At 74.4% G+C, this 23,821-nt stretch carries 19 protein-coding genes and 1 riboswitch; of the genes, 16 read left to right on the top strand and 3 right to left on the bottom strand.

The genetic code is table 11. The features are described from left to right. The first annotated feature begins 27 nt into the window (after window positions 1-27). Complete coding sequence (locus tag AB0B29_RS23370) at window positions 28-444, top strand: VOC family protein (protein ID WP_362242918.1); 417 nt, start codon at window positions 28-30, stop codon at window positions 442-444. 19 nt (window positions 445-463) lie between these two features. On the opposite strand, the gene AB0B29_RS23365 is transcribed toward AB0B29_RS23370, so the two are convergent. From AB0B29_RS23365 to AB0B29_RS23355, 3 genes are all read right to left on the bottom strand, one after another. Next, window positions 464-1,864, bottom strand: a complete 1,401-nt coding sequence (locus AB0B29_RS23365; protein WP_362242916.1) for a hypothetical protein — start codon at window positions 1,862-1,864, stop codon at window positions 464-466. Window positions 1,865-2,146: 282 nt separating this feature from the next. Next, window positions 2,147-3,274, bottom strand: a complete 1,128-nt coding sequence (locus tag AB0B29_RS23360) for an alpha/beta hydrolase family protein (RefSeq protein ID WP_362242913.1) — start codon at window positions 3,272-3,274, stop codon at window positions 2,147-2,149. Window positions 3,275-3,629: 355 nt separating this feature from the next. Next, entirely contained in the window at window positions 3,630-4,361 is a 732-nt protein-coding gene (locus AB0B29_RS23355) for a class II aldolase/adducin family protein (RefSeq protein ID WP_362242910.1), read from the bottom strand. Between the two features lie 296 nt (window positions 4,362-4,657). Between AB0B29_RS23355 and AB0B29_RS23350 the strand changes: the two genes are divergently transcribed. The 15 genes from AB0B29_RS23350 to cobC all read left to right on the top strand — a co-directional run bounded on the left by AB0B29_RS23350 (window position 4,658) and on the right by cobC (window position 23,761). Further along, window positions 4,658-5,923, top strand: coding sequence for an inorganic phosphate transporter (locus AB0B29_RS23350; RefSeq protein ID WP_362242908.1), 1,266 nt, complete (start codon window positions 4,658-4,660; stop codon window positions 5,921-5,923). Between the two features lie 31 nt (window positions 5,924-5,954). Then, window positions 5,955-6,176, top strand: coding sequence for a hypothetical protein (locus tag AB0B29_RS23345; RefSeq protein WP_362242905.1), 222 nt, complete (start codon window positions 5,955-5,957; stop codon window positions 6,174-6,176). A gap of 119 nt (window positions 6,177-6,295) precedes the next feature. Further along, window positions 6,296-6,453: riboswitch (cobalamin riboswitch) on the top strand. Between the two features lie 100 nt (window positions 6,454-6,553). Beyond that, complete coding sequence (locus tag AB0B29_RS23340; RefSeq protein ID WP_362242903.1) at window positions 6,554-7,507, top strand: cobalamin biosynthesis protein; 954 nt, start codon at window positions 6,554-6,556, stop codon at window positions 7,505-7,507. 1 nt (window position 7,508) lies between these two features. Beyond that, complete coding sequence (locus AB0B29_RS23335; protein ID WP_362242900.1) at window positions 7,509-9,017, top strand: cobyric acid synthase; 1,509 nt, start codon at window positions 7,509-7,511, stop codon at window positions 9,015-9,017. Then, window positions 9,014-12,670, top strand: coding sequence for a cobaltochelatase subunit CobN (cobN, locus tag AB0B29_RS23330; protein ID WP_362242898.1), 3,657 nt, complete (start codon window positions 9,014-9,016; stop codon window positions 12,668-12,670). Before AB0B29_RS23335 ends, cobN begins: the two co-directional genes overlap by 4 nt. After that, entirely contained in the window at window positions 12,667-14,664 is a 1,998-nt protein-coding gene (locus AB0B29_RS23325; protein ID WP_362242895.1) for a putative cobaltochelatase, read from the top strand. Before cobN ends, AB0B29_RS23325 begins: the two co-directional genes overlap by 4 nt. Further along, entirely contained in the window at window positions 14,664-15,263 is a 600-nt protein-coding gene (gene cobO / locus AB0B29_RS23320) for a cob(I)yrinic acid a,c-diamide adenosyltransferase (protein ID WP_079308227.1), read from the top strand. Before AB0B29_RS23325 ends, cobO begins: the two co-directional genes overlap by 1 nt. Beyond that, window positions 15,260-16,666: a cobyrinate a,c-diamide synthase gene (locus tag AB0B29_RS23315; protein ID WP_362242892.1), complete on the top strand. Its 1,407-nt coding sequence runs from the start codon at window positions 15,260-15,262 to the stop codon at window positions 16,664-16,666. The genes cobO and AB0B29_RS23315 overlap by 4 nt, the downstream gene beginning before the upstream one ends. After that, a complete protein-coding gene (gene cobI / locus AB0B29_RS23310; protein WP_362242889.1) occupies window positions 16,663-17,412 on the top strand; it encodes a precorrin-2 C(20)-methyltransferase in 750 nt (249 codons plus the stop codon). The genes AB0B29_RS23315 and cobI overlap by 4 nt, the downstream gene beginning before the upstream one ends. A 52-nt stretch (window positions 17,413-17,464) precedes the next feature. After that, a complete protein-coding gene (cobM, locus tag AB0B29_RS23305) occupies window positions 17,465-18,283 on the top strand; it encodes a precorrin-4 C(11)-methyltransferase (protein WP_362242886.1) in 819 nt (272 codons plus the stop codon). Further along, complete coding sequence (gene cbiE, locus AB0B29_RS23300) at window positions 18,280-19,518, top strand: precorrin-6y C5,15-methyltransferase (decarboxylating) subunit CbiE (RefSeq protein WP_362242884.1); 1,239 nt, start codon at window positions 18,280-18,282, stop codon at window positions 19,516-19,518. Before cobM ends, cbiE begins: the two co-directional genes overlap by 4 nt. Continuing rightward, a complete protein-coding gene (gene cobJ, locus AB0B29_RS23295; RefSeq protein ID WP_362242881.1) occupies window positions 19,515-21,206 on the top strand; it encodes a precorrin-3B C(17)-methyltransferase in 1,692 nt (563 codons plus the stop codon). The genes cbiE and cobJ overlap by 4 nt, the downstream gene beginning before the upstream one ends. Further along, window positions 21,203-21,790 (top strand): precorrin-8X methylmutase, encoded by a 588-nt coding sequence (locus tag AB0B29_RS23290; protein ID WP_362242878.1) that lies wholly within the window; start codon window positions 21,203-21,205, stop codon window positions 21,788-21,790. Before cobJ ends, AB0B29_RS23290 begins: the two co-directional genes overlap by 4 nt. Beyond that, on the top strand, window positions 21,787-22,716 hold the full coding sequence (locus AB0B29_RS23285; RefSeq protein WP_053670747.1) for a sirohydrochlorin chelatase: 930 nt from the start codon (window positions 21,787-21,789) through the stop codon (window positions 22,714-22,716). Before AB0B29_RS23290 ends, AB0B29_RS23285 begins: the two co-directional genes overlap by 4 nt. Continuing rightward, the gene (gene cobC, locus AB0B29_RS23280; protein ID WP_362242875.1) at window positions 22,706-23,761 is read left to right on the top strand and encodes an Rv2231c family pyridoxal phosphate-dependent protein CobC; all 1,056 of its coding nucleotides are present in this window, start codon (window positions 22,706-22,708) and stop codon (window positions 23,759-23,761) included. Before AB0B29_RS23285 ends, cobC begins: the two co-directional genes overlap by 11 nt. Window positions 23,762-23,821: the final 60 nt, after the last annotated feature.

The following is a 23,821-nucleotide window of genomic DNA, read 5'->3' as shown; positions in this document are numbered from 1 at the left end:
CCCGCGAGACACGAGGAAGTGATCGCCATGGCAGGCACGTCCGGCGGGCGTCCGAGCATCTACCCGACGCTGCTGTACGCGGACGCGAAGGCGGCGATCCGGCAGCTCACGGAGGCCTTCGGGTTCACGGAGCTGTCGGTGTACGAAGGCGAGGACGGCTCGGTGCTGCACGCCGAGCTGGCCCAGGGCAACGGCGCGGTGATGGTCGGCACCAAGGGGCGGGGCGGGCTGTTCGACACGGCCATGAAGAACGCGGGCACCACGGGGGTGTACGTGGTGGTGGACGACGTGGACGGGCACCACCGCCACGCCGTGGAGCACGGCGTGGAGGTGCTGATGCCCCCGACGGACCAGGACTACGGCTCGCGGGACTACATGGCCCGGGACCTCGAGGGCAACGTGTGGAGCTTCGGGACGTACGCCCCGGAGATCACGACGGGCTGACGCCCCGGCCCGACGCGCCTCAGCTGCCTCCGGTGTGCACCTGGAAGGCGGCCCGGCGGACCGCCTTGGCCAGGGCCGGGTCGGGGTGTGCGGCGGCGAGGGCGACCAGCACCTGCACGGTGCGCGGGTGTCCCACGGCGCGTACCTCGTCCAGGAGCCTCGGGACGGTCGGCTGCACCGCCGACTCCAGGTGGCGCACCAGCAGCGGCGCCTCACCGTGGTCCGCGACGGCGGCGGCGGTGTCCACCCACAGCCAGGTCGCCTCCTCGCGGGTGAGGACCTCGTGGGCGTCCTCGGGGTCGGCGCCGTCGTGCTCGGCCAGCCACAGCAGCGCGTACGGCCTGAGCGTGGGCTCGTCCAGCACGCCCCGGACGTCCGGCTCGGCGGGGGCGCCGACCACGCGCAGCGCCTCGAAGGCGAGGCCGCGCAGCAGGGCGTCCTCGCCGCGGGCGGCGTCGAGGAGTTCGGTGACGGCGCTTCCGACCGGGCGGGCGGCGAGCCAGGCGCGGTACTCGGCACGGGCCGCGTTCGGTCGCAGCTGGGCGCAGCCTCGGAGCATGTCCTCGGCGGCCTGCTCGATGTTCCCGGCGGGGCTCTGCGCGGCGACGCAGATCTGCTCCAGCTTGACCCAGACGGCCCAGTTGCCGAGGGGGGTGAGAGTGGCCTGGCCGTCGCCGTAGGTGAGGGCGCCGACGGAGGCGAGGGCGCGCAGGGCCCAGTCCAGCAGCGGGGCGAGCGGGGCGTCGGTGGGCTCCGGTTCGGCCGGCGGCTCGGGCTGGGGGCCGTAGGGGATCTCGCAGCGGGCGGTCCGCAGCTCGGTGACCCGCTGCTCCAGGAGGTCGAGGAGCTGCTCGACGGGGACGGGGCCGGCGGACAGCTGGAGGAAGGAGAGCGCCTGCGGCATGGCCGAGACGACCTCGGCGACGGCGGCGGGCTCGTGCTCCGCGGGCTCCGGGTATGCGAGCGACCACGCGTCGAAGAGCGCGACCCAGCCGCGCAGCACGGCGCTGTCGTCGCGGTCCCAGGCGCGCAGCCGCCAGCCGGGGCGGGCGCTGTCGCCGTGCACCTCGACGAGGCCGGCGAGGCGGGCGGTGTCCCAGTCGGCCCTGACCTGAGCGGGGGTCAGGCCCAGATCGCGGGCGGCCCGTTCGGCGGTCGCGTCGGAGAGGGTGGCCTTGCCGTCGTCGGTGGCGCTGTCCCGGCCGGGGCCGAGCGCGGCGTCCGCCCAGCGGGCGACGCGCGCCGCGTCGGCCAGACCTGAGCGCGCCATTCTGGCCAGCTCCGCCGGTGCCGGGGTGCCCTCCGGGGGGCGCGGCGCGGGGCGGCGCGAGCGCCGCTGGTTCATCGTTGGAGGGGCGGCGGCCAGGGGTCGCGGGCGGACGAGTCGAAGCCTGGAGTCGCGCGGGATACGGGACGTCACGGGGGCAGTCTTCCGGTTGACGGTCCGAAAACCCAAACGGAATGTCACGGCGGGCGACGGGGATGGCCAACGCACCGGCTCACGGAAGTGGTCGAGGGCCGGGAATCGGCCAGTGGTACGACGCTAAACGGAATCGTGGCGACCGGTCCGCGGGGAGCGGGAGGAGAGGTGGTTGCTGCAGGGCGAACAGGGTGTGAACGGGAGGTGTGGGAGAGACCGCCGGGAGCGGCTCGGCGGGTGGTGGGCCGAAGACGGGGGCCGGAGTGGGGTCAGACAGTGGGGTCAGACAAGGGGCGTCAGGAAACGCCGGAGCGCCTCCTCGTAGCCTTCCGGGTCGGCGTTCCACATGGCGCCGTGCGGAGCGTCGGCGACGGTGCGGAGGGCGACCAGGTCGGGGCGGGCGTCGGCGAGCCGGCGCGACGGCTGCCAGGGGGCGACGGTGTCGTCCGGTCCGTGGAGCACGAGCGCCGGGACGCGCAGTCCGTCGGCCGGGGCCGTACTCGCGACGCGGTCGCCGGTCAGGGCTGTGCGGCCCTGGGCGGCGCGGACCGCGAGGGGCAGCAGCGCGCCCGGGGTGCGGCGGGCCGAGGCGAGGGCGCGCAGGGTGGCCTCCCAGTCGAGCACCGGGGAGTCCAGGACCAGCCCGGAGACGCGGTCGCGGAGCTCCGAGTGCGCGGCGGCGCGCAGGGCCATGGTGGCGCCGGTGGACCAGCCGTGCAGGACGACCTGCCGGGCCCCGTGGCGCACGGCGTAGCGGATGGCCGCGTCGAGGTCGCGCCACTCGGTCTCGCCGAGGTGGTTCAGGCCGTCGGGCGGGCGCGGTGCGCCCAGGTCGCCGCGGTAGGCGAGGGCGAGCACCGGGAAGTGGCTGCGGTGCAGGAACCCCATGACGTTCAGGGCGAGTTCCCGGGTGGTGCCCAGGCCGTGCACGGCGATCACCCAGGTGGTGCGCTTGCCCGGCACGAACCAGGCGGGCAGGGAGCCGAGTTCGCCGGGGACGTCTACGTCGGTGTGGTCGAGTCCGAGAGCGGTGCCGGGGTTGCCGACGTACACGTTCGGCGTGAGCCAGACCTTGTCCCCCGATTCCAGCGTGCCGTGCGTGACGGTCTCCAGGCGGCGCACGACGGTGTCGGCGGGGTGCTGGGTGCCGGTCAGGACCGGGCCGACGACGGCGTGGGAACCGTCACCGGAGAGGCCGTAGCGGCCGGGACGCAGGGCGGCGAGGTCCCGGGTGAGGCGGATCTGCCCGGCGGCGGTGCCGTGCACGGTGAGCCGGGGTTCGGTGGGCAGGGGCCTGCCGGGGGGCGCCTTGAGCGCGGCGTCGCTGGCGAGCCGGCCGGCGGCCACCGCGGCGGCCCCGGCCCCGATCACGGCGGTGACGGCAGCGGCCGTCGCTTTGACGATGCGCACGGCTCCAGTGTCCCGGCGGACGCCGCGGGTGACCAGTGGGAGGGAGCCGCGGGGTGATCTCCGCTGTCGCGACGGAGGGAGCCGGCGACCAGGGGGACGAGGCCGGGGGTGATCTCCGCCGTCCCAGCGGAGGGCGCGGGCAACCGGTGGGACGAGGCCCGGGGGGCCTCGCCGTCCCGACGGACAGCGCGGGCTGCGCGGGCGGCCGGTGGGACGGGGCCGGGGCCGGGGGTGATCTCCGCCGTCCTGGCGGACGGTCAGGGCGGCCGGTGGGACGGGGCCCTGGTGGTGGGGCTCCGCGGGCGGCCGGTGGGCCGGGCCGGGTGGTGGGCTCCGCGGCGGTCGTGCGGACGGCTCAGCCGCGCTGGCCGTAGCCGCGCAGGCGCTCTTCCACCTCCGTCAGCTGCTCCCGGGACAGCAGGCTCGGGGTCAGCCCGGGCACCGCGGAGGCGGTGAGCCACAGGCGGCACATCCACTCCAGCTGGGCGGTGCGGTCGTAGGCCTGGGCGAGGGTGCCGCCGTGGGTGACGGTGCCGTGGTTCTGGAGCAGGCAGCCGGAGCGGCCGGTGAGGGCGTGGAGCATGTTCTCGGCCAACTCCTCGCTGCCGTAGGTCGCGTAGGGGGCGACCCTGACGGGTCCGCCGAGCGCGGCGGCCATGTAGTGGACCAGCGGGAGCTCGGTCACGAGCGTCGAGACGGCCGTGGCGTGCACGGCGTGGGTGTGGACGACGGCCAGCGCGCCGGTCGTGCGGTAGACGGCGAGGTGCATGGGCAGCTCGCTGGTCGGAACGAGGGTGCCGAGGACCTGCCGGCCGTCGAGGCCGACGCCGGTCATGTCGTCCTGGGTCAGCCGGTCGTAGGGGACGCCGGACGGGGTGACCAGGACGGTGTCCCCGACGCGCACCGAGACGTTGCCGGACGTCCCGACGACGAGTCCCTCCGAGACCGTCCGGCGGGCCGTCGTGACGAGGTCGTCCCAGGCGCGTATCTCCTCCGGGCGCGCGGTCCTGCGGCATGGCTCCCCCGCACCCGCCTCGCGCCCCGGTACGTCCGCCGTGCCCCGCTCGTCGCCTCGCTGCTCAGCCATGCCGCGATCCTTCCAGGCTGGGCCCCGGGCCGCTGCGGGCGGGGTACGTCGGGGGCGGTCTTCGTACACGATCGCGGCGGCATCCCGACGCCTGACCGAGGTCCGTTCGACACGTCACTCGTACGAGTGACGCGGAACGCCCTCGGCGGTCGGCTGCCGAGGCGCCGGACGGCCGTTCCGAGGCGGAATGCCGACCCCCCGTTGCGGTCACCCCTGCGCCCCTCCCAGTTCATCTTCCGTTCACCCAGGTTCCCTACGTTCATCGAGCCAACAACCTCGAACGATTGCCTGGGTAAATGGAAAGCTTCTCGCTGATCCTCGCGATTGTGGTGGTAACCGCACTCGCGTTCGATTTCACGAACGGTTTCCACGACACCGCGAACGCGATGGCCACAACCATTTCCACGGGCGCCATGAAGCCCAAGGTTGCGGTGGCCATGTCCGCGGTCCTCAACCTGGTCGGCGCCTTCCTGTCCGTCGAAGTCGCCAACACGATCTCCAAAGGCCTCGTCGACGAGGCCGGCATCCGTCCCGAGGTCATCTTCGCCGCCCTGGTCGGCGCGATCCTCTGGAACCTGCTGACCTGGCTGGTCGGTCTGCCCTCCAGCTCCTCCCACGCCCTCATGGGCGGTCTGATCGGCGCCACGATCGCCTCCGCGGGCGTCGGCGCGGTGCACGGGGACGTGCTGGTCACCAAGGTGCTGATCCCGGCGATCGCCGCCCCGCTGGTCGCGGGCATCGCGGCGATGCTCGCCACGCGGCTGACCTACTCCCTCGGCAGCAAGGCCGACGGCAAGGCGTCCAAGAAGGGCTACCGGGCCGGCCAGATCGCCTCCGCGGGCCTGGTCTCCCTGGCCCACGGCACCAACGACGCGCAGAAGACCATGGGCGTCATCACGCTCGCCCTGGTCGCCGGCGGCGCCGTCGCGCCCGACTCGGACCCGCCCATGTGGGTCATCCTCTCGGCGGGTCTCGCCATCGCGCTCGGCACCTACCTGGGCGGCTGGCGCATCATCCGCACCATGGGCAAGGGACTGACCGACCTCCAGCCGCAGCAGGGCTTCGCCGCCCAGACCTCCGCTGCCACGGTCATCCTGGCCTCCTCGCACCTCGGCTTCTCCCTCTCCACGACGCACTCCGTGTCCGGTTCGGTGATGGGTGCCGGGCTCGGCCGCAAGGGCGGCGTGGTCCGCTGGTCCACCGCGACGCGGATGTTCGTCGCGTGGGGTCTGACGCTGCCGGCGGCGGCCCTGGTGGGGGCTCTCGCCGAGTACGTCACCGGCTTCGGCAGCTGGGGCACCGCCGTGGTGGCCGTCTTCCTCATCGCCTCCAGCGCGGCGATCTGGAAGCTGTCGCGGCGCGAGGTGGTCGACCACACCAACGTCAACGACACCGACAGCGAGATCGACGACGCGGAGCCCGCGGGCGTGGTCACCACGGCGATCGCCGCCGTGACGCCGCCCCCGGCGGGTGGCACGGCCACGGCGCCGGAGGACCCGGTCCCCTCGTTCCCGGCGCAGGCCACCGCCGAGCGCACGCCGACCACGACCACCACGGTCTGACCGCCACCGGTTACAAGGAAGAGTCTCCGATATGAAGATCGACTGGGCGGCCCTCGGCTCCGTCTTCGGCGTCAGCCTCGTGGTCACCGTGGCCCTCGTCGGCCTGTTCACCATCGGCATCACCGGCCTGTCGCGCCGCGAGCGGGCGGTGGCGCAGGGCGGGTCCGCGGGGCTCGCGGTCACCGGCGCGTACGCGTGCTTCGCGGCGTGTGCCGCGGCCGTGGGGTACGGGATCTATCTGATCGTGGCCTGAGGGCCCGACCGACCGCACGTCGTGTCCACCGGGCGGCACGGGACTTCGGTCCCGTGCCGCCCGGTCGTCGTGTGGCGGCAGGGGCGATGTGGGGTTCTCCACACTCTCCCCCCGCAGGTCAACGGCAAGTTGACGGCGGTTCCCGGCCGTGGTGGACTGCCGGGGCCAGTACGGCGGCAGGAGAGGAAGCCGGTGCGAGTCCGGCGCGGTCCCGCCACTGTCACCGGGGTAGCAATCCCCGGGAGCCAGGAACTCTCGCCGCCGGTCTCGTCGAACCAGGGCGTGGACACCCTGAGTGAGGACACATATCGCCATGCGCGGCTGCCGATCGAGGTTCAACACCCCACCCCTGCCCGCCCTCCTGGCCGGCTGAGCCCATGGGTGCCGGTCGCGTCTTCGCGTACGGCGCCGCCGCCGGTCTGATCGGTGACCTGCTGCTCGGTGATCCCCACCGGGGGCATCCGGTCGCCGCGTTCGGACGGGCCGCGGGCGCCGTGGAACGGGTGCTGTGGCGGGACCACCGCGGGTGGGGCGCGCTGCACACCGCCGTCTGTGCCGGAGGGGCCGTCGCCCTCGGGTCCGTCGCCGCGCGTGCCGTGCGCACCTCCCCCGCCGCCTCCGTCGCCCTGACCGCCGCCGCCACCTGGGCCGTCCTCGGGGGGACTTCACTCGCCCGGGAGGCCCGGACCATCGGCCGTGCCCTGGAGGCCGGGGACGTCGAGGCGGCCCGGGCCCGGCTGCCGCACCTGTGCGGGCGGGACCCGCAGGCCCTCGACGCCGACGGCATGGCCCGGGCCGTGGTCGAATCCGTCGCCGAGAACACCTCCGACGCGGTGGTGGGGGCCCTGGTGTGGGGGGCCGTCGGAGGGGTGCCGGGGCTGCTCGGGTTCCGGGCCGTCAACACCCTGGACGCCATGGTCGGGCACAAGTCGGCCCGGTACCGCCGCTACGGGTGGGCCTCCGCGCGGCTGGACGACCTCGCCGGGTGGCCGGGAGCGCGGCTGACCGCCGTGCTCGCCGCCCTGGCCGGGCCGGATCCGCGGGGGGCCGTGCGGGCCTGGCGGGCCGATGCGGCCAAGCATCCGAGCCCCAACGCCGGGCCGGTGGAGGCCTCGTTCGCCGGGGCGCTCGGGGTGCGGCTCGGCGGGACGCTCTCCTACGGCGGGCGGGTGGAGCACCGGCCCGCGCTGAACACCCAGGGGCGTGCCGTCGGTACGCGGGACGTCGAACGGGCCGTGCGGTTGTCGAAGCACGTCACCTGGCTCGCGCTGGGAGTGTGCGCCGGTGCGCGGTTGCTGATGAGCGCGCGGTCATCGAGAAGGGGGAAATGACATGAGCGGTGGGCTTCTCGTCGCCGGTACCACCTCCGACGCCGGCAAGAGCGTCGTGACCGCCGGGATCTGCCGGTGGCTGGTGCGCCAGGGCGTCAAGGTCGCGCCCTTCAAGGCGCAGAACATGTCCCTGAACTCCTTCGTGACGACGGAGGGTGCCGAGATCGGGCGGGCCCAGGCCATGCAGGCACAGGCCTGCCGCGTCGAGCCGACCGCGCTGATGAACCCGGTGCTGCTCAAGCCCGGTGGCGAACAGAGCAGTCAGGTGGTGCTGCTGGGCAAGCCGGTCGGGGAGCTGAGTGCGCGCGGCTACCACGGCGGACGGCAGCAGCAGTTGCTCGGGACGGTGCTGGACTGCCTGGAGCAGTTGCGGGGCACGTATGACGCGGTGATCTGTGAGGGGGCCGGTTCTCCCGCCGAGATCAATCTGCGGCGGACGGACATCGTGAACATGGGGATCGCCCGGAACGCCGGGCTGCCCGTGCTCGTCGTCGGTGACATCGACCGGGGCGGTGTGTTCGCCTCGTTCTTCGGGACGGTGGCGCTGCTGTCGCCCGAGGACCAGGCCTGTGTCGCCGGGTTCCTCGTCAACAAGTTCCGCGGGGACGTCTCCCTGCTGGAGCCGGGCCTGGACATGCTGTACGGGCTCACGGGGCGCAAGACGTACGGCGTGCTGCCGTTCCGGCACGGGCTCGGGATCGACGAGGAGGACGGCCTCAGGGTCTCTCTGCGGGGGGCCGTGCGGGAGTCCGTCGTCGCCCCGCCGGTCGGCGAGGACGTGCTGCGCGTCGCGGTGTGCGCCGTGCCGCTGATGTCCAACTTCACCGACGTGGACGCGCTGGCCGCCGAACCGGGCGTCGTGGTGCGGTTCGTGGACCGGCCGGAGGAGCTGTCCGACGCCGACCTCGTCATCGTGCCCGGCACCCGGGGGACGGTCCGGGCGCTGGAGTGGCTGCGCGAGCGCGGGCTCGCCGACGCCCTGGTCCGCAGGGCCGCCGAACAGCGGCCCGTCCTCGGCATCTGCGGCGGCTTCCAGATCCTCGGCGAGCACATCGAGGACGACGTGGAGAGCCGCCGGGGCCATGTCGACGGGCTCGGGATCCTGCCCGTGCGGGTGCGGTTCGCCCGCGAGAAGACCCTCACCCGGCCGCAGGGCGAGGCCCTCGGGGAACGCGTCGAGGGATACGAGATCCACCACGGGGTCGCCGACGTCCAGGGAGGCGCCGCCTTCCTGGACGGCTGCCGGGTCGGCCAGACCTGGGGCACGCACTGGCACGGCTCGCTGGAGTCGGACGGCTTCCGGCGGGCCTTCCTGCGCGAGGTGGCGGCCGCCGCGGGCCGTCGCTTCGTGCCCGCGCCGGACACCTCGTTCGCCGCGCTGCGCGAGGAGCAGCTCGACCGGCTCGGCGACCTGATCGAACAGCACGCGGACACCGACGCGCTGTGGCGGCTCATCGAGTCCGGCGCGCCGCAAGGACTGCCCTTCATTCCACCGGGAGCACCCGCATGAGCACTGTGTTGTTGTTGTCGACCGCCGACACGGACCTGCTGGCGGCCCGGGCCGCCGCCGGTGCCGACTACCGGATCGGCAACCCGACCCGCGTGGACGTCCGGGAGGAGCTGCCCGCCCTGCTGGACGGGGCGTCCGTCGCCGTCGTCCGGCTGCTCGGCGGCAAGCGGGCCTGGGAGGACGGGCTCGCCGCGCTGAAGGCCTCCGGCATCCCCACCGTGCTGCTGGGCGGCGAGGCCGTGCCGGACGCGGAGCTGATGGCCGAGTCGTCCGTCCCTGCCGGTGTCGTCGCGGAGGCCCTGCGGTACCTCGTGGAGGGCGGCCCGGACAACCTCACCGAACTCGCCCGGTTCCTCTCGGACACCGTGCTGCTGACGGGCGAGGGGTTCGTCGAGCCGCGGAAGATGCCCGAGTACGGCGTCCACGGCGAGCGTGAGATCGTGCCGGGCCGTCCGACCGTCGGCGTGCTCTTCTACCGGGCCCACGAGCTGAGCGGCAACACCGCCTTCGTCGACACCCTGTGCGACGCGATCGAGGCGCACGGCGCCAACGCGCTGCCCGTGTACTGCGGTTCGCTGCGCGGCGCGGACGCCGGGCTGTACGAGATCCTCGGGCAGGCGGACGCCCTGGTCGCCACCGTCCTCGCCGCGGGCGGCACCCACGCCTCGCAGGCCTCGGCGGGCGGCGACGAGGAGGCCTGGGACATCGGCGCCCTCGCCGAGCTGGACATCCCCGTGCTCCAAGGCCTGTGCCTGACGTCCTCGCGGCAGACCTGGGCGGATTCGGACGCCGCCCTCTCCCCCATGGACGCCGCGATGCAGGTGGCGATCCCGGAGTTCGACGGGCGGCTGATCACCGTGCCGTTCTCCTTCAAGGAGCAGGGCCCGGACGACGTGCCCGTCTACGTCGCCGACCCGGAGCGGGCCGCCCGCGTCGCCGGCATCGCCGTACGGCACGCGCGGCTGCGGCACAAGGACAACGCCGAGAAGAAGCTGGCGCTGGTCTTCACCGCGTACCCGACGAAGCACTCGCGGGTCGGCAACGCGGTCGGGCTGGACACCCCGGCCTCGGCGGTGCGGGTGCTGGACGCGCTGCGGGACGCCGGGTACGTCGTCGAGGGGCATCCGGACGAGGGTGACGAGCTGATCCACCGGCTGATCAACGCCGGCGGGCACGACGTGGAGTGGCTGACGGAGGAGCAACTGGCCGCCGCTCCCGCCCGGGTACCGCTGGCTGACTACCGGGCGTGGTTCGACACGCTCGACCCGGAGCTGAAGGACGCCATGACGGAGGCGTGGGGCGAGCCGCCGGGCAGCCTCTACGTCGACGGCGACGACATCGTGCTGGCGTCCCTGCAGTTCGGGAACGTCGTGGTGATGATCCAGCCGCCGCGCGGTTTCGGCGAGAACCCGATCGCGATCTACCACGACCCGGACATGCCGCCGTCCCACCACTACATGGCGGCCTACCGGTGGCTGGAGAACAGTTTCGGCGCCGACGCCATCGTCCACATGGGCAAGCACGGCACCATGGAGTGGCTGCCCGGCAAGGGGCTCGGGCTGAGCGGGGGCTGCGCCCCGGACGCGGTCCTCGGGGACCTGCCGCTGATCTACCCGTTCATCGTCAACGACCCGGGCGAGGGCACCCAGGCCAAGCGGCGCGGGCACGCCACGGTCGTCGACCACCTCGTGCCGCCGATGGCCCGCGCCGACACCTACGGCGACCTGGCCAAGCTGGAGCAGCTCCTCGACGAGTACGCGCTCGTCTCCGACCTGGACCCGGCGAAGGCCCCGACCGTGCGCGCCCAGATCTGGACGCTGGTCAAGGCCGCCGAGCTCCACCACGACCTGCACGTCGACGAACAGCCGGACGACGCCGAGTTCGACGAGTTCGTCATGCACATCGACGGCTATCTGTGCGAGATCAAGGACGTGCAGATCCGCGACGGCCTGCACATCCTGGGCGGCGGTCCGGTCGGAGAGCCCCGCGTCAACCTCGTGCTGGCCGTGCTGCGCGCCTCGCAGGTGTGGGGCGGTCAGGCCAACGCGCTACCGGGCCTGAGGGCGTCGCTCGCTCAGCACTTCGGGCTGGTGGAGAAGGAGCTGCTGGCCGAGCCGGGCGCTCCGGTGAAGGTGCCCGTCGAGCTGACGGACCTGGTGGACGGCCCCTCGCGCAGCGCCGCCGACGCGATCGACCTGCTGGAGCAGCTGTGCCGGCGGATCGCCGAGGGCATGGAGGAGCGCGGCTGGGCGGTCGCCGAGAGCGCGCCGCTGGTCCGGGAGGTCCTCGGCACCGAACTGCCGGAGGCTGTCGCGGTGCTGGAGTTCGCCTGCACCGAGGTCGTGCCGCGGCTGGAGAAGACCACCGACGAGATCGGGCACATCCTGCGGGCGCTGAACGGCGGCTACGTCCCGGCGGGCCCCTCCGGTTCGCCGACCCGCGGGCTGGTCAACGTCCTGCCGACGGGCCGGAACTTCTACTCCGTCGACCCCAAGGCCATTCCGTCCCGGCTGAGCTGGGAGGTCGGGCAGTCGCTCGCGGACTCGCTGGTGCAGCGGTATCTGCAGGACACCGGTGAGTACCCGACGTCCGTCGGCCTGACGGTGTGGGGCACCTCGGCGATGCGCACCCAGGGTGACGACATCGCCGAGATCCTGGCGCTGCTGGGCTGCCGGCCGGTGTGGGACGACGCCTCGCGGCGCGTGACCGGGTTCGAGGTGGTCCCCCTGGCGGAGCTCGGCCGGCCGCGCATCGACGTGACGGTCCGCATCTCGGGCTTCTTCCGGGACGCGTTCCCGCACGTCGTGGGCCTGATCGACGACGCCGTGCGCACGGTGGCCGAGCTGGAGGAGCCGGCGGAGTCCAACTACGTCCGGGCCCACGCCGACCAGGACACCGCCGAGCACGGCGACCGCCGCCGGGCCACGGCCCGCATCTTCGGCTCCAAGCCGGGGGCGTACGGGGCCGGTCTGCTGCCGCTGATCGACGCCCGCAACTGGCGCTCCGACGCGGACCTCGCCGAGGTGTACGCGGTGTGGGGCGGCTACGCCTACGGCCGGGGCCTCGACGGGCGGGCCGCGCGCGGGGACATGGAGACGGCGTTCAAGCGGATCGCCGTCGCCGCGAAGAACGTCGACACCCGCGAGCACGACCTGGTCGACGCCGACGACTACTTCCAGTACCACGGCGGCATGGTCGCCATGGTGCGGCACCTGACGGGCGCGAGCCCCGAGGCCTACGTCGGTGACTCGGCCACCCCCGACCAGGTGAAGACCCGCACGCTCGGCGAGGAGACGCACCGCGTGTTCCGCGCCCGGGTGGTCAACCCGCGCTGGATGGCGGCCATGCGGCGGCACGGCTACAAGGGCGCCTTCGAGATGGCGGCGACCGTGGACTACCTGTTCGGGTACGACGCCACGGCCGGGGTCGTGGACGACTGGATGTACGAGAAGCTCAGCGCCGAGTACGTCTTCGACCCGGAGAACCGGGACTTCATGAAGAAGTCCAACCCGTGGGCGCTGCGCGGCATCACCGAGCGGCTGCTGGAGGCCGCCGACCGCGGCCTGTGGGCCGAACCGGACGCGGAGACGCTGGAGCGGCTGCGCGCGACCTATCTGGAACTCGAAGGCGACTTGGAGGGCGACGAGAAGTGAGCACCCCCTTTCCGTTCACGGCCGTCGTGGGCCAGGACGACCTGCGGCTGGCGCTGCTGCTGAACGCGGTGTCCCCGGCGGTCGGCGGTGTGCTGGTGCGCGGCGAGAAGGGCACGGCCAAGTCGACGGCGGTGCGGGCGCTGTCGGCGCTGCTGCCTCAGGTCCCGGTCGTCCCAGGCTGCCGTTTCTCCTGCGACCCCGCCTCCCCCGACCCGGGGTGCCCGGACGGGCCCCACGAGGCCGGCGGCGGTGCCGAGCGGCCCGCCCGCATGGTCGAACTGCCCGTCGGCGCCTCCGAGGACCGGCTCGTCGGCGCGCTGGACATCGAGCGGGCCCTCGCGGAGGGTGTGAAGGCCTTCGAGCCGGGCCTGCTGGCCGACGCGCACCGCGGGATCCTCTACGTCGACGAGGTCAACCTCCTCCACGACCACCTGGTCGACCTGTTGCTGGACGCGGCCGCGATGGGCGCCTCCTACGTCGAGCGCGAGGGCGTCTCCGTACGGCACGCGGCCCGTTTCCTGCTCGTCGGCACCATGAACCCCGAGGAGGGCGAGCTGCGGCCGCAGCTGCTCGACCGCTTCGGGCTGACCGTGGAGGTCGCGGCCTCCCGGGAGCCGGACCAGCGGGTGGAGGTCGTCAAGCGGCGCCTGGCCTACGACGACGACCCGGCCGCCTTCGCCGCGCGCTGGGCCGAGGACGAGGCCGCCGTCCGGGCCCGGATCGTCGCCGCGCGTGAGCTGCTGCCGTCCGTGCGGCTGGGCGACGGGGCGCTGCGGCAGATCGCGGCGACCTGCGCGGCCTTCGAGGTGGACGGCATGCGCGCCGACATCGTGATGGCGCGCACCGCCACCGCGCTGGCGGCCTGGGCCGGGCGCACGGACGTGCTCGCCGAGGACGTCCGGCAGGCGGCGCTGCTCGCGCTGCCGCACCGGCGGCGGCGCAACCCCTTCGACGCGCCGGGGCTCGACGAGGACAAGCTCGACGAGACCCTGGAGGAGTTCGGCGGCTCGGACGACGACGACCCGGACCCGGATCCCGGCCCTGACGGGCCCGGCGGGGGTGGCGGACAGCCGGAGCCCGACGACGCACCGCAGGGCGACGGCGACACGGCGGCCCGGCCGGAGGCCGGCGAGGGCGGGCAGCCGCAGCCGTCGGGCGCCGGCGAGCAGTCGGCCGTACGGGCGTCGGAGCCGTTTCGCACCAAGGTGCTGAGCGTGCCCGGCATCGGGGAGGGTGCCGCCGGGCGGCGTTCGCGGGCGCGGACCGAGCACGGGCGGACGACCGGGGCCCGGCGGCCCCGGGGCGCGCTCACCAAGCTGCACCTGGCCGCGACCGTGCAGGCGGCGGCCCCGCACCAGCGGGCGCGCGGACGGTCCGGGCCGGGCCTGGTGGTGCGCCGGGACGATCTGCGGCAGGCCACCCGCGAGGGGCGCGAGGGCAACCTCGTGCTGTTCGTCGTGGACGCCTCCGGGTCGATGGCGGCACGGCAGCGGATGAGCGCCGTGAAGGGCGCCGTGCTGTCGCTGCTGCTGGACGCCTACCAGCGGCGCGACAAGGTGGGCCTGGTGACCTTCCGCGGCACGGACGCGGACGTCGCGCTGCCGCCGACCTCGTCGGTGGACGCGGCGGCGGCCCGGCTGGAGACGCTGCCGACGGGCGGGCGTACACCGCTCGCGGCGGGACTGCTGCGCGCGCACGACGTGCTGCGCGTGGAGCGGCTGCGCGATCCCGCGCGGCGGCCGCTGGTCGTGCTGGTGACGGACGGGCGCGCCACCGGCGGCCCGGAGCCGGTCGCCCTGGCCGGGCGTGCGGCGCGGCTGTTCGCGGCCGACTCGGTCGCCTCGGTCGTCGTGGACTGCGAGTCGGGGCCGGTACGGCTCGGGCTCGCCGGGCAGCTCGCCGGTGAACTGGGCGGTACGGCCGTGACATTGGACGAGCTGCGGGCGGACAGCATCGCCGGGCTCGTGAAGGACGTGCAGAGGAGGGCCGCGTAATGCCGCAGGGACAGCCGAGTGTGGTGCCGGACGACGGGCTGACGACCCGGCAGCGCCGGAACCGGCCGCTGGTCGTCGTCCACACGGGCGTCGGCAAGGGCAAGTCCACCGCCGCCTTCGGGCTCGCGTTGCGGGCCTGGAACCAGGGGTGGCCGATCGGGGTGTTCCAGTTCGTCAAGTCGGCGAAGTGGAAGGTCGGCGAGGAGAACGCCCTGCGGGTGCTCGGCGCCTCCGGCGAGGGCGGGTCCGTCGACTGGCACAAGATGGGCGAGGGCTGGTCCTGGGTGCAGCGCGACGCCCAGATGGACAACGAGGAGAAGGCCCGGGAGGGCTGGGAGCAGGTCAAGCGGGACCTGGCGGCCGAGACGTACAAGCTGTACGTGCTCGACGAGTTCGCCTACCCGATGCACTGGGGCTGGGTGGACACGGACGAGGTGATCTCCGTGCTGCGCGACCGGCCCGGGACGCAGCACGTCGTCATCACCGGCCGTAACGCGCCCGAGAAGCTCGTCGACTTCGCCGATCTCGTGACCGACATGTCGAAGGTCAAGCACCCCATGGACGCGGGCCAGAAGGGCCAGAGGGGCATCGAGTGGTGAGTGCTTCCGTCCCACGGCTGGTCATCGCCGCGCCCTCGTCGGGCAGTGGCAAGACCACCGTTGCCACGGGGTTGATGGCCGCGTTCGCCGCGCGGGGGCTCGCCGTGTCCCCGCACAAGGTCGGGCCGGACTACATCGACCCCGGGTACCACGCGCTCGCGACCGGGCGGGTGGGACGGAACCTGGACGCGTACCTGTGCGGGCCCGAGCTGGTCGGGCCGCTGTTCCTGCACGGGGCGCGGGGGTGTGACATCGCCGTCGTCGAGGGCGTGATGGGGCTGTACGACGGGGCGGCGGGCGAGGGTGAGCTGGCGTCGACGGCTCACGTCGCGAAGCTGTTGCGGGCGCCGGTGGTGCTGGTCGTGGACGCGTCGTCGCAGTCGCGGTCGGTGGCGGCGCTGGTGCACGGGTTCGCCTCCTGGGATCCGGAGGTGCGGGTCGGGGGCGTGATCCTGAACAAGGTCGCCTCGGACCGGCACGAAGAGCTGTTGCGGGAGGCGCTGGAGCAGGCCGGGGTGCCGGTGCTGGGGGTGTTGCGGCGGGCTGCGCAGGTGTCCACGCCGTCGCGGCATCTCGGGCTGGTTCCTGTCGCCGAGCGGCAGGGTGCGGCGGTCGAGGCGGTCGAGGCGATGGCTGCGCAGGTGTTGGACGGGTGTGATCTGGGGGCGTTGGAGGCACTGGCACGTGCAGCCGGTGCCGTACCAGGGGGCTCCGCCCCTTGGACCCCCTCCTCGCGGTCGGATGAAAGGCCGGCCACCCCCGCCGGCTCGACGCGGGCGGGTGAAGTGGTCGGGCGGCGGGCGCCTGTTGTCGCTGTCGCCAGTGGGGCTGCGTTCACCTTCTCCTACGCCGAACACACCGAGCTGCTCACCGCCGCCGGGGCCGAAGTCGTGACCTTTGATCCGTTGCGGGACGAGGAACTGCCGGAGGAGACCTCCGGGTTGGTGATCGGGGGTGGGTTCCCCGAGGTGTACGCCGCCGAGCTGTCCGCCAACGAACCCCTGCGCAAGGCCGTTGCCGAACTGGCGGCGAGCGGTGCTCCCGTGGCCGCCGAGTGTGCGGGGCTGCTGTATCTGTGCCGGGAGCTGGACGGGCTGCCGATGTGCGGGGTGCTGGACGCCCGGGCGCGGATGACCGAGCGGCTCACGCTGGGCTACCGGGACGCCGTGGCCGTGGGCGACAGTGTGCTCGCGGCGGCCGGGACACGGATGCGGGGGCACGAGTTCCACCGGACCGTCGTGGAGCCCGGCGCGGGGGCGGAGCCCGCCTGGGGGGTCCGGGGGCCCCGTCCGCGGGTCGAAGGTTTTGTACAGCGCGGTGTGCACGCGAGCTATCTGCACACGCACTGGGCGTCCGAGCCCGGTGTCGCCCGTCGGTTCGTGGAGAGGTGCGGGACGTCATGAGCAGCAGGCTGGTCGGAGTCGGGGTCGGGCCCGGGGATCCGGAGCTGGTGACCGTCAAGGGCGTCAACGCCCTGCGGGAGGCCGAGGTCGTGGTGGTGCCCGTGATGGCCGCGCCCGACGGAACGGACGGCGGGGAGCGCGGGCGGGCAGAGGCGACCGTGTTGCACTACGTGCCCGAGGAGAAGGTCGTCCGGGTCGTGTTCGCGCTGAACGAGCGCAGCGACCGGGAGCGGCGCGAGGCGGCCTGGGACGCGGCCGGTGAACGGGTCGCCGAGCTGCTGCGGCGGCACGCGTCGGTGGCCTTCGCGACCATCGGCGACCCCAACGTGTACTCGACGTTCACCTACCTCGCGCAGACCATCGCCGAGCTCGTGCCGGGGACCGTCGTGCAGACCGTGCCCGGGATCACCGCCATGCAGGACCTCGCCGCCCGGTCGGGTGCCGTGCTGACCGAGGGCACCGAGCCGCTCACGCTCGTGCCCGTCACCGCCGGGTCGGCCGTGTTGAAGGACGCGCTGGCCGGGCCCGGGACCGTGGTCGCCTACAAGTTCGGGCGGCAGGCGCACGAGGTCGCCGAGGCGCTGCGCGAGACGGGGCGGCTCGGCGACGCCGTGTGGGGCTCGGCGCTCGGCCTGCCGGAGGAGTCCGTGCGCCGGGCCGCCGAGCTCGACGACACGCCCCTGCCCTATCTGTCGACGCTCATCGCACCCGCCCGGCGTGACGGCGGACGCGGCGGAAAGCTCTGACGAGCCCCGCCTCCAGCCCCCGTTCCACCCCCTGTACGAGAGGACCCATCCCATGGCCGACGCCCCCGCCGGCAAAGTGACCTTCGTCGGTGCCGGCCCCGGCGCCGCCGACCTGCTGACGTTCCGTGCCGCGCGCGCCATCGCCGAGGCCGACGTCGTGATCTGGGCGGCCAGCCTGGTCCAGGAGGAGGTCCTGGAGCACGCCCGCGAGGACGCGGAAATCCTCGACTCGGCGACCATGTCCCTGGAGGACGTCGTCGCCGTGTACGAGCGGGCCCGCGACGAGGGGCTGAAGGTCGCCAGGATCCACTCCGGCGACCCGGCCCTGTGGGGCGGCACGCAGGAGCAGGTCGACCGCTGTGCCGCGCTCGCCATCGCGACCGAGATCGTGCCGGGGGTGTCCTCCTTCTCGGCCGTCGCGGCGCTCGCGCAGCGCGAGCTGACCATCCCCGAGGTCGCTCAGTCGGTCGTGCTGACCCGGCTCGGCGGCGGCAAGACGCCCATGCCGCCCGGGGAGGAGGTCAGGGAGTTCGCCAAGCACGGCACGACCATGGCCGTGTTCCTCTCCGCCGCCCGCAGCGGGCAGCTCGTGCGGGAGCTGCTGGAGGGCGGCTACCCGACGTCGACGCCGGTCGTGGTGGCGTACCAGGCGACCTGGCCGGAGGAGCTGGTCGTGAAGTGCACGATCGGCACGCTGGAGGAGACGGTCAAGGAGCACAAGCTCTGGAAGCACACCCTGTTCCTGGTCGGCCCGGCGCTCGACGCGCACGGCACCCGCTCGCACCTGTACCACCCGGGGCACTTCCACGGCTACCGCAAGGCCGACCCGGAGGCCCGGCGGGCGCTGCGCGAGCGGGGGGCGAGTACGTGATCACGGTGGTCGGCACGGGGACGGGGGCGGCGCCTTCCGACGACGTCCTCGCCGGTGCCGGGCTGGTGGTGGGCGGGCGGCGGCATCTCGACGCCGTACGGCTGCCGGAGACTGCGGAGCGGGTGGTGCTCGGGCCCCTCGCGCCGGCTCTCGACACCATCGGCGAGTACGTCGTGAAGGACCGTCCCGTGGTGGTGCTGGCCTCCGGTGACCCCGGGTTCTTCGGGATCGTGCGGGTGCTGGCCGAGCGGTTCGGGCCGGAGCGGCTTCAGGTGCGGCCCGGAGTGTCGTCCGTCGCCGCGGCGTTCGCGCGGATCGGGCTGCCGTGGGACGACGCCGTGGTGGTGAGCGCCCACGGGCGGGAGCTGCGGACGGCCGTCAACGTGTGCCGGGCGCAGCCGAAGACGGCCGTGCTGACCGGCCCGGGTGCGGGGCCGGCGGAGCTGGGTGCCGCGTTGCGGGACGCGGCACGGGTGCTGGTCGTCGCGTCCGGGCTCGGATCAAAGACGGAGCGCGTGGAGCGGGTGACGCCCGCCGAGGCCGCCGCCCGGGACTGGGGCACGGCGGTGAGCGTGGTGCTGTGCCTGGACGAGGCGCGGGCGCTCGGCCCCGTGCGGACGGTCGCGGGGCCCGGGGAGCGGCCCGCCGGCTGGGCCCTGGACGAGGCGGAGTTCACCCACCGGGACTCGATGATCACCAAGTTCGAGGTGCGGGCGCTGGCCCTGGCCCGGCTGGGGCCGCGCCCGGGCGACCTGGTGTGGGACGTGGGCGCGGGCTCGGGGTCCGTGGCCGTGGAGTGCGCGCGGCTGGGTGCGGCCGTGACCGCCGTGGAGAAGACCGCCGACGGGGTGGAGCGGGTCCGCGCGAACGCCGCCGCGCACGGCGTGGCCGTGAACGTGGTGCGGGGCGCGGCGCCGGACGCGCTGGCGGATCTCGCCGAGGAACCCGACGCCGTGTTCGTGGGGGGCGGCGGGCGTGAACTGCCCGCGATCGTCGCCGCGTGCGCGGGGCGTGCCCGGCGCACGGTGGTCGTCGCGATGGCGGCGCTCGACCGGGTGCCGGCCGCGCGCGAGGCCCTGACGCGTGCCGGTCTCTCCTGCGACGGCGTGCTGCTGCAGTCGTCGCGGCTCGCGCCGCTGCCCGGGGACGTGACCCGGCTCGCGGCGACCAACCCCGTTTTCCTGCTGTGGGGCGTCCGGCCTCCGGCAGCTGTCGAAGAAGGAGTCGCCCAGTGATCGGCCTCATTTCCGCCACGGCGGCGGGAGCGGCTGCGCGGGACCGGCTGGCCGCCGCGTGGCCGGACCGCACCCGTGTGTACGAGGGTCCCGTGGGGGACGCCGTACGGACCGCGTTCGCGCAGTGCGAGCAGCTCGTGTGCTTCCTGGCGACGGGGGCGGTGGTGCGGCTGGTGGCACCACTGCTGTCCGGCAAGACCGAGGACCCGGGCGTGGTGTGCGTCGACGAGGGCGGGCGGTTCGCCGTGTCCCTGCTGGGCGGGCACGCGGGCGGTGCCAACGAACTGGCCCGTGAGGTGGGCGAGGTGCTGGGCGCGGAGCCGGTGGTGACGACGGCCACGGACGCCGTGGACCTGCCCGGTCTGGACACTCTCGGCCTGCCCGTGGAGGGCGATGTCGCCGGGGTGTCGCGGGCGCTGCTGGACGGCGAGGCGGTGGCGCTGCGGGCCGAGGTGCCCTGGCCGCTGCCCCCGCTGCCGGTCGCGGAGGAGGGGCCGTACACGATCCGGCTCACCGACCGGCTCGTGACGGCGGCCGAGCGCGAGGTGGTGCTGCGTCCGCCGACGCTGGTCGTCGGCGTCGGGGCGTCCAAGGGCGCCCCGACGGAGGAGGTCCTCGGGCTGGTCGGGGACGCCCTGCGGGAGGCCGGGCTGTCGGTGGCGTCCGTCGCCGAACTCGCCACCGTCGACGCCAAGGCCGGGGAGGCCGGCATCGTCGAGGCGGCGCGGCGGCTCGGGGTGCCCCTGGTGACGTACTCCGCGGAGGAGCTGGCCGGGGTCGACGTGCCCAACCCGTCCGACGCGCCGCTCGCGGCCGTAGGGACCCCGTCCGTCGCGGAGGCCGCCGCGCTGGTCGGCGGGGGTGAACTGCTCGTGCCCAAGCGGAAGTCGGCCGCGAGCCCGGCGATGGCGACCTGTGCGGTCGTACGGCGGCCGGGGCGCGGGCGGCTCGCGGTGGTCGGGCTCGGACCCGGCGCGCGAGATCTGCTGACGCCGCGTGCGCAGGCCGAACTGCGGCGCGCTTCCGTGCTCGTGGGGCTCGACCAGTACGTGGACCAGATCCGTGATCTGCTGCGACCCGGCACCCGGGTCCTGGAGTCGGGGCTCGGAGCCGAGGAGGAGCGGGCGCGCACGGCCGTCGAGGAGGCCCGCAAGGGGCAGGCCGTCGCGCTGATCGGCAGCGGGGACGCGGGTGTCTACGCCATGGCCTCGCCCGCGCTGGCCGAGGCCTCCGACGACATCGACGTGGTCGGTGTGCCGGGGGTGACGGCGGCGCTCGCGGCCGGTGCGATCCTGGGCGCCCCGCTGGGCCACGACCACGTGTCGATCAGCCTGTCCGACCTGCACACGCCGTGGGAGGTCATCGAGCGGCGGGTCCGGGCGGCGGCCGAGGCGGACATCGTGGTCACCTTCTACAACCCCCGCTCGCGCGGCCGCGACTGGCAGCTCCCCAAGGCGCTGGGCATCCTCGCCGAGCACCGGACCCCGGCGACGCCGGTCGGTGTCGTGCGCAACGCCTCGCGGCCGGACGAGTCCAGCCGGCTCACCACCCTGGGCTCCCTCGACCCGGCGACGGTCGACATGATGACGGTCGTGACCGTGGGCAACACGGCGACGCGGGACATCGCGGGCCGCATGGTGACGCCGCGCGGCTACCGCTGGCAGTCGGCGCAGGAGGGCTCCGAGTGAACCGCGTCGTTCATCCCATCGAGGAGGAGTCCTATCGGCGCCTGCGCGCGCGGCTGGACACCTCGCACTTCCCGCCGCTGACCCGGGCGGTGGTGGAGCGGGTCATCCACTCCGCCGCCGACCTCGACTACGCCACCGACCTCGTCATGGACGAGGCCGACCTGGAGAAGGCGCACGCGGCGCTGCACGCGGGGGCGCCCGTGGTCGTGGACGTGGCGATGGTCGGCGCCGGCATCACCCGGCGCGAGACCGTCTGCCGCCTCGGTGACGCCCAGGCCGGTCCCGGGCTGACCCGGTCCGCGCACGCCATCCGGCTCGCTCACGAGCAGGTCGGCCCCGGCGCCCTCTGGGTGATCGGCAACGCGCCGACCGCCCTGGAGGAACTGCTGACCCTCGACGCCGACCCCGCACTCGTCATCGGACTGCCCGTCGGTTTCGTCGGGGCCGTCGAATCGAAGGCGGCGCTGCGCGAGAGCGGACTGCCCGCCGTGAGCAACGTGTCCGAGAAGGGCGGGTCGGCGGTCGCCGCCGCCGCGCTCAACGCCCTGCTGTACCACCCCACTTCCGCCGAGGAGAAACTGTGACCACCCCGCCCGCCCTGCTCATCGCCGGCCACGGCACCCGGGACGACGCCGGAGCCGAGGCGTTCCGCGACTTCGTACGGCGGCTGGGAGCCCGGCACCCCGAACTGCCCGTGGCGGGCGGCTTCATCGAGCTGTCCCCGCCGCCGCTGGGCGAAGCCGTCACCGAGCTGGTGGAGCAGGGCGTGCGGCGGTTCGCCGCCGTCCCGCTGATGCTGGTGTCCGCCGGGCACGCCAAGGGCGACATCCCGGCGGCCCTGGCCCGCGAGAAGGAGCGGCACCCGGGCATCTCGTACACGTACGGGCGTCCGCTGGGCCCGCACCCGGCGCTGCTGAACGTGCTGGAGCGGCGGCTGGACGAGGCCCTGGGGTCGGCGGGCCGCACGCCCGGCGACCGGTCCGACGTGACGGTGCTGCTGGTGGGGCGGGGCTCCACCGACCCGGACGCCAACGCCGAGGTGCACAAGGCGGCCCGGCTGCTGTGGGAGGGGCGCGGGTACGCGGGCGTCGAGACGGCGTTCGTGTCGCTGGCGGCGCCGGACGTGCCGAGCGGGCTGGACCGCTGTGTGCGGCTGGGGGCCCGCCGGATCGTGGTCCTGCCGTACTTCCTGTTCACGGGCATCCTGCCGGACCGGGTGCGGCACCAGACGGAGGGCTGGGCGGCCGCGCACCCGGAGGTGGAGGTGCTGTCGGCCGACGTCATCGGGCCGGAGCCGGAGCTGCTGGACCTGGTGTGGGAGCGGTACGAGGAGGCCGTCAAGGGCGATCTGCGGATGAACTGCGACTCGTGCGTGTACCGCATCGCGCTGCCGGGCTTCGAGGACAAGGTGGGCATGCCGCAGCAGCCGCACTTCCACCCGGACGACGACGACCACCACCACGGACACGGTCACGGGCACCACCACGGCGCTCACTCGCATGCGCACTGAGAGCGGGCACGATCTGCGTCACCACGGGGACGCGGAGGTCCGGGACGACGGCGGCTCGCTCGTCGACCTCGCCGTGAACGTCCGCGCGGACACGCCGCCCGCCTGGCTGCGGGAGCACATCGCCGCGTCGCTCGGTGGGCTCGCGGCCTACCCGGACGGCCGGGCCGCGCGGGCGGCGGTGGCCGCGCGGCACGGGCTGCCGGTGGAGCGGGTGCTGCTGACGGCGGGCGCGGCGGAGGCGTTCGTGCTGCTGGCGCGGGCGTTGAAGGTGCGGCGGCCGGTCGTCGTGCACCCCCAGTTCACGGAGCCGGAGGCGGCGCTGCGGGACGCGGGGCACACGGTCGGCCGGGTGCTGCTGCGGGAGGAGGACGGCTTCCGGCTGGACCCGGCGGCCGTTCCCGAGGACGCGGACCTGGTGGTGATCGGCAACCCGACGAACCCGACGTCAATCCTGCACCCGGCGGACGCGATCGCGGGGCTCGCCCGGCCCGGGCGGGTACTGGTGGTGGACGAGGCGTTCATGGACGCGGTGCCGGGCGAGAGCGAGGCCCTGGCGGGGCGGGTCGACGTGCCCGGGCTCGTGGTGCTGCGGAGCCTGACCAAGACGTGGGGGCTGGCCGGGCTGCGGATCGGGTACGTGCTGGCGGCGCCGGAGTCCGTCGAGGACCTCCAGCGGGCACAGCCGCTGTGGCCGGTGTCGACCCCGGCGCTGGCCGCGGCCGAGGCGTGCGTGGGGCCGCGGGCGGTGGCGGAGGCGGCCCACGCGGCGCACCGCATCGCCGCGGACCGTGCGCATCTGCTGACCGGCCTCGCCCGCTTCGGACCGGCCGGGCTGCGGGTTGCGGGTCCCGCACAGGGCCCGTTCGTCCTGGTCCGCCTGCCCCGGGCGGCCACCGTCCGCCGCCGCCTGCGCGACCTGGGCTGGGCCGTGCGCCGCGGGGACACCTTCCCCGGGCTGGACGAGGAGTGGCTGCGACTGGCGGTACGGGACCGCAGGACGACCGACGGGTTTCTGGAGGCGCTGGGGCGGGCGCTGGAGGACTGAGGGCCGAGTCCCTGTGAGCGCCGGCAGGTCCTGTAGCGGTGAGCGGGTCCCCGCAGACAC

The organism is Streptomyces tibetensis (assembly GCF_040647715.1).
Classification (GTDB): Bacteria; Actinomycetota; Actinomycetes; order Streptomycetales; family Streptomycetaceae; genus Streptomyces; species Streptomyces tibetensis_A.
Note: the sequence above shows the minus strand (reverse complement) of the source record. Positions and strands in the feature narration are given on the sequence as shown.

What these genes read in the sequence shown, in the direction of transcription:
- AB0B29_RS23370 (WP_362242918.1), top strand. Translation starts at nt 28, where the DNA reads ATGGCAGGCACGTCCGGCGGGCGTCCGAGCATCTACCCGACGCTGCTG.
- AB0B29_RS23355 (WP_362242910.1), bottom strand. Translation starts at nt 4,361, where the DNA reads ATGGCTGAGCAGCGAGGCGACGAGCGGGGCACGGCGGACGTACCGGGG.
- AB0B29_RS23350 (WP_362242908.1), top strand. Translation starts at nt 4,658, where the DNA reads ATGGAAAGCTTCTCGCTGATCCTCGCGATTGTGGTGGTAACCGCACTC.
- AB0B29_RS23345 (WP_362242905.1), top strand. Translation starts at nt 5,955, where the DNA reads ATGAAGATCGACTGGGCGGCCCTCGGCTCCGTCTTCGGCGTCAGCCTC.
- AB0B29_RS23340 (WP_362242903.1), top strand. Translation starts at nt 6,554, where the DNA reads ATGGGTGCCGGTCGCGTCTTCGCGTACGGCGCCGCCGCCGGTCTGATC.
- AB0B29_RS23335 (WP_362242900.1), top strand. Translation starts at nt 7,509, where the DNA reads ATGAGCGGTGGGCTTCTCGTCGCCGGTACCACCTCCGACGCCGGCAAG.
- cobN (WP_362242898.1), top strand. Translation starts at nt 9,014, where the DNA reads ATGAGCACTGTGTTGTTGTTGTCGACCGCCGACACGGACCTGCTGGCG.
- cobO (WP_079308227.1), top strand. Translation starts at nt 14,664, where the DNA reads ATGCCGCAGGGACAGCCGAGTGTGGTGCCGGACGACGGGCTGACGACC.
- cobI (WP_362242889.1), top strand. Translation starts at nt 16,663, where the DNA reads ATGAGCAGCAGGCTGGTCGGAGTCGGGGTCGGGCCCGGGGATCCGGAG.
- cobM (WP_362242886.1), top strand. Translation starts at nt 17,465, where the DNA reads ATGGCCGACGCCCCCGCCGGCAAAGTGACCTTCGTCGGTGCCGGCCCC.
- cobC (WP_362242875.1), top strand. Translation starts at nt 22,706, where the DNA reads ATGCGCACTGAGAGCGGGCACGATCTGCGTCACCACGGGGACGCGGAG.